A 5,332-nucleotide genomic window follows, 5' to 3' on the forward strand; every position below is an offset into this window, starting at 1 on the left:
CTACAGGTGTTATGTAACTATTAACATCCACCTTAAAACTCCTTTCGATAGTGGAAACTTAAGACAGTTAACGCCCGCTTAAGGGGCAGCCAACGCTACTACTAACTTTCCGCATAACACCGTAACCACAAAAACCAACGCATAGTAAAAATGCCGCGCGTTGGCTGTCCCTCTTGAAGCGTTTGTTAAGTGCATACTTTGGGAATGAGTAAAGCTATTGCTAGCAAACCGAACAACACAGGTAAAAGAAAGTCCAATAACAACCAACGTATTGACTGACTTCGCACTAGCATACTGAACCAATTATCAAATCGTTTCATCGATGCAGAAATACGGATGTTGGTAATACTTTGATCAAGTAAAGTAGTGTGCGTTTGAATTTCGTTTAGCTTATTGAGGATATCTTCTCTTTCTGTAGGAGTTAGATTTTCAGAATTAAATGTATGCGACTCAACTTTGATCCATGCGCTATCAAGTGCATCTTTTCGACTAATCACGTCCACTTTGTTTTCCAACATCCAAGTATAGAAATTTGAATTTTCCGGCTTACCCGAGTAGTCACACGAATCGTTTCTATTAGCAAACGTGCTTCTATTTCCTCTCGTAACTTGTGTATTGATTCCTGTGAGCCTAATACGCCAGTACATAAATCTATTGCTAACTAACCACGTGTACTGAAATAGCTCGTAACCAACAAAGGCTAACAAAAGGACATAAATAGTCTCGGGTGTCAGGTTCTCAAACTTGAGTCCCATAAAAGCAGTGTCTTTGGCAGGCATAAGCTTCAAATAAGTGAAGCAAAATGATATCGCTGATGCTAGGAGTAAATTCCGACGAATTTTTTCTTCATGATCACTAGCCTCAATGGACTGTGGTTCTTTCATTACCTGCTCAATACGCTCTTCGTGATCCATAACACCTCATCATTAATTCTACGATACTTGAAAATGCACTTAACGCCCAATTAACGTGTGAGCAGCGCATACACTAAACTTAAATACTTCGCCGTAAACACTAAACTCAACCCGAAGTGAGAGCGCCAAGCGTTGCGAATCACTGTTGAATTGTTTGTTAAGTGTTGATTGCTAAGTATTGCTCATCAAAATGCTGCTTCAAGCTGTCAAACTCAGGCTTGAGCTTGGGGTCTAGTGAGGACACAATTCTGATGCCTGCATCAATTAGTTGCACCGACAACATACTTACATAGTAAGAATGTCTCTCTGCGACATCTGGATTATAAATAGAAACGCCAATTTGTTTTCTAACTTCGTTGTATTCGAAATGTCGAGTGAACAACGAACCTAAGTTACAATGGGCTTCTGAGCATAGCTCAGCATAAACTGCTTCGTATTCAAGAAGCATATTTGCCATTGAGAACTTGTCTTTAATTCGATAGCCATTTTTAATTCCAAGTTCATGCTTAATATTTTTAATGAGAACTTCTGTTTTGGGTATCTCAGTATCCACTATTTCAACTAGAGATTTTAAATATACGTTTCCATTTTTAGCTGATTTCAAAGTGCGCAGCCTTTGCTCATGAAACTCTAGCTCTATATGCTTCAGATAGTTATCATCATTAATCAAGTTTATTAATTCAACATAGTTTTCTAGAAATGTTCTATAAACAGATAACGAGCCAGTATAATCCTTGTTGCCAATCAGCGTATGGAATGATTTTGCCAGCTCAATTAAGCTGCAGTAAATCGAGATACTATAGCTATGCGATTTTATTTTTGTAACAAAGCTGATATTGGTGATTTTTTCATGAGAAAAATCCAACACTTCTTGCAATAACTTAAGCTCCATTGCTCCCCCTAAACTTTATATTCATGGTTACACTTAACGCCCGGTTAAGGGGCAACCAACGCTACTACCAACTTTCCGCATAACACCGTAACCACAAAAAAACAACGCATAGTAAAAATGCCACGCGTTGGTTGTCCCTCTTGAACCGTTTGTTATATGCTTATTTTACTCTAACCCTTTCATACCATTGATCAAATTGGCTAATAACCCTGTTGTGATAGAAAGTCTTACTAATGCTTTTCGGGTTATCAGGATCTAAACGACGAAGCTTACAGTACCTTTCACCTTCGGCCTTCAATATCCTCATTTGATCATGAAACACTTTATTTTGTTTAAAGTTTGTATATCGACTTTTCAGAATTTCCAGAAGCTCGTGATAGTCGTGTGGATAATTTTTTAGGGCATCTTCTTCAGAAAAAACTATTTCAGGAGCATCTGGGTCATTAGTTAGGCGGACTTGTAGCGCTTCTTCATTTGTGGTTTTTACCAACTTAGTATGAAGTTTTAACGATATAGCATAGTTTGCATCTTTATCATGCTCATGGTCTTTTTCAATGGCTTTAAGATATTTAAGAAGATTTGATTTAACCTCACTGTCGATACTAAAGCTGGCGACATCTGAAAGATGAAAAAATGATACAGGCATCAGATAGAAGTTGTAACGACTAAAGTCATGATTGAACCAGTTCATTGCAAGAGTCATAAAGTTCTTTAATGATGCTGTACCAATTTCTTGGATACTAGTACTTAATTCCAAATCACCACAGACAAAATGAACCGAATCATCTCGGATGTTCATTAAAAGCCGTATATTATCACCAACCACCTTTGGTATAGAACCATTAGATAATAGACGATTAAGACATGTCCCCAATGAGATTGTTTTAGGGTTACCACTTGGAGATATTACAACTTCACCTTTGCTGAAGAAATGAATTACCTCGGGAGAGTCACCTGCATCCTTTACAAGCTTGGACTTAAGAAGAAGTTCCCATGCATTTGTCATTAATATTGAAAAGGTTTCCTCTCGATGCTGAAAATTAGGCTTGTTGTATATCTCTATCGCTGAAATACACGCCGAAATTGCTTTTTCTAGCATGATCTGATGAAGAAACTTATCTACTTCATCTTTTTGGCTTTGGTGTTGACGAAAAGTTGTTGGGTTGAAAGTAGTAATGACTTCTGTAACCCTATAACCACTGGCAGTAGCATCCAATAACGATGACCACTTTTTCCGTAAATAAGTTTTTACTGTTGATACACTCCAACCTGTCTTTTCAGCTAATTCATCTAGTGAGAATTCATGCCCTGCCTTAAAACTCTTTAGGAAGAATGTATACGCTTTATCTACTTGCAACCATTTTTTCTCTGACATAAACCTACCTACTGACTTGCATATAACGCCGCATTAAGGGGCAGGCAACGCAAACCACTGCGCTCAAATTAACCAACCGTAACCTCAAATGCCAACCAAACCAAAACTGCCAAGCGTTGACTGTCCCTCTTGAATGCTTTGTTATGCGTATTTAGAAATGATACCTAATTCCCGCATATCCACTGACTATTGATATATCAATATCTTCTATCTCTACATGAGCTGAACGATAACCAACATGCAGGTCAATATCAGAACCAATTATAAAACCAAGCTCTGCTCCAAATTGATAACCAAGCTCCGACTTAGATGCCGACAAACCACTTGATACTAGCTTGCCTTCTATATCCATTGAGCCTATGCCAGCTAAAAGACTAACATAAGCATCCGCATGCTCACCTAAAACTATAAATTTAGGTTTTACATTTAAAAATATACCATCCCCTTTTACATCCAATTCATTGAAATAATTAACCTTACCAAAATCTCGATACTCACCCTCTACCCCTATTTTTACCACTTTGTGTGTGTCAAACTCGTAACCAACAACTGCGCTATAACCAAAATCACTCAAATCGCTAGAATCATCAATTGAAATGCTTTCCACTTCTAATTCTAGATTATTATAAAAGCTAAAATCGGCACCAATATATACATGATTTTTGCCTCTATCACTGGATTTTTCTACTTGATCAGATTGAGCCATCACTCCAACGTTGACACCTAATAAGGCAATTATTGCTACCAACCACTGACGTAATTTCATTTGTTCACTCCATTTACTCATTAATATTCCATACGATTAAACTGTGCCGACGCATAACGCCGCATTAAGGGGCAGGCAACGCAAACCACTGAACTTAAACTAACCTGCCGTAACCTCAAATGCGAATCCAAACCAAAAATGCCACGCGTTGATTGTCCCTCTTAAATGCTTTGTTATGTGACTTTACTAACTATTTCAAAGCATTACCAAAAACAGCATCGCCAAACACGATTTAACTTACACGAAAAGTCAGCATTGACCCAGTAGAAAAAACTCTGGCAACTACAAAAGTAACTTGATTCTGCGGATCATGACTATAGACAAGCTGAACGCAAACCCACTTTACCATTAAATGCTGAATAAAGACTCGAAGGACAAGAAGACGAAAACTAAACCAATATGAACACAACTGGGTTTATAAATTAAAAAATAACTAATAAAAAACAATCAGTTAAATGTATCAAACAGGCAAAGTAGAAGCTAAATTCAAAGTAAAGAAATCATAAAAACACTTTAATTTTCAATATATTGTGGTCTTTTTCTCTACGGTTACATAACGCCCGCTTAAAGGGCAGACAACGTAAAACACCTGCACTCAGACAGAACAGGCATAACCTCAAATGTTCATTCGAACCAAAAATGCCCTGCGTTGGCTGTCCCCATTGAAGCGTTTGTTAGGCATTTTTTGCTGACTGGTACTCTGAAAGCTGAATTGCCATTTCGTTCTCTATCCAAGCGTCGTCGATACCAAACTCACGCCATACAACAGAGCTTAGTTTTTCTACTGCACGATCTGCAATTTGAAACATAGTTATTAGTGATTGAAGCTCAGTGACCATTTGAATACGACCAGTTGGTTCAGTCATGTGTACAGCATAATCATAAAAGAAATCATGCGCTAGCCAGTTTCTTTTATGTAGAGCTAAATCAAGGTGAGCAACCAAAGCATCCGGCAGTTCAACCCGCTTTTTAATATGACCAAGAAGGCGACCAAATGTATTTGAATTTAGCCTTTCATACAATTCTAGCCATTGTTCTTCCGTTAATGCAGAATCATCAACGAGCTTGTACCCCATAACAAAGTTAACTAGTGCTTTTTCTGCACACTGGGCGTTAAATGAAGCTAGTCCATAAAATGCGAACACTTCCTTTTCATCTCCAGACTCCAACTCTGGAACTAGCTTTAGTTCACCAATTTCTATGTCACCAAATTTCAAATATTACTCCTTGATGCCTAACGCCGCATTAAGGGGCAGGCAACGCAAACCACTGAACTTAAACTAACCTGCCGTAACCTCAAATGCCAACCCAAACCAAAAATGCCACGCGTTGATTGTCCCTCTTAAATGCTTTGTTATGTAACTTTACTAACCATTTCAAAGCAT

General features: G+C 38.0%; 5 protein-coding genes. All 5 read right to left on the bottom strand.

The window, feature by feature from the left end:
• Positions 1 to 185 precede the first annotated feature (185 nt).
• On the bottom strand, positions 186 to 914 hold the full coding sequence (locus EXA13_RS16035) for a hypothetical protein (RefSeq protein ID WP_238134034.1): 729 nt from the start codon (positions 912 to 914) through the stop codon (positions 186 to 188).
• 157 nt (positions 915 to 1,071) lie between these two features.
• Positions 1,072 to 1,806 carry a DUF5677 domain-containing protein gene (locus tag EXA13_RS16040; protein ID WP_238134035.1) on the bottom strand — a complete coding sequence of 245 codons (735 nt, stop codon included), beginning with the start codon at positions 1,804 to 1,806 and terminating at the stop codon, positions 1,072 to 1,074.
• A gap of 160 nt (positions 1,807 to 1,966) precedes the next feature.
• Positions 1,967 to 3,181, bottom strand: a complete 1,215-nt coding sequence (locus tag EXA13_RS16050) for a DUF3644 domain-containing protein (RefSeq protein ID WP_186464076.1) — start codon at positions 3,179 to 3,181, stop codon at positions 1,967 to 1,969.
• Between the two features lie 151 nt (positions 3,182 to 3,332).
• Positions 3,333 to 3,947 carry an outer membrane beta-barrel protein gene (locus EXA13_RS16055; RefSeq protein ID WP_154116229.1) on the bottom strand — a complete coding sequence of 205 codons (615 nt, stop codon included), beginning with the start codon at positions 3,945 to 3,947 and terminating at the stop codon, positions 3,333 to 3,335.
• A gap of 674 nt (positions 3,948 to 4,621) precedes the next feature.
• The gene (locus EXA13_RS16060) at positions 4,622 to 5,164 is read right to left on the bottom strand and encodes a hypothetical protein (RefSeq protein WP_238134036.1); all 543 of its coding nucleotides are present in this window, start codon (positions 5,162 to 5,164) and stop codon (positions 4,622 to 4,624) included.
• Positions 5,165 to 5,332 lie beyond the last annotated feature (168 nt).

The organism is Vibrio cincinnatiensis, assembly GCF_022113815.1.
In the GTDB taxonomy this organism is placed as follows: Bacteria; Pseudomonadota; Gammaproteobacteria; order Enterobacterales; family Vibrionaceae; genus Vibrio; species Vibrio cincinnatiensis_A.

What these genes read in the sequence shown, in the direction of transcription:
- EXA13_RS16035 (WP_238134034.1), bottom strand. Translation starts at nt 914, where the DNA reads ATGGATCACGAAGAGCGTATTGAGCAGGTAATGAAAGAACCACAGTCC.
- EXA13_RS16040 (WP_238134035.1), bottom strand. Translation starts at nt 1,806, where the DNA reads ATGGAGCTTAAGTTATTGCAAGAAGTGTTGGATTTTTCTCATGAAAAA.
- EXA13_RS16050 (WP_186464076.1), bottom strand. Translation starts at nt 3,181, where the DNA reads ATGTCAGAGAAAAAATGGTTGCAAGTAGATAAAGCGTATACATTCTTC.
- EXA13_RS16055 (WP_154116229.1), bottom strand. Translation starts at nt 3,947, where the DNA reads ATGAAATTACGTCAGTGGTTGGTAGCAATAATTGCCTTATTAGGTGTC.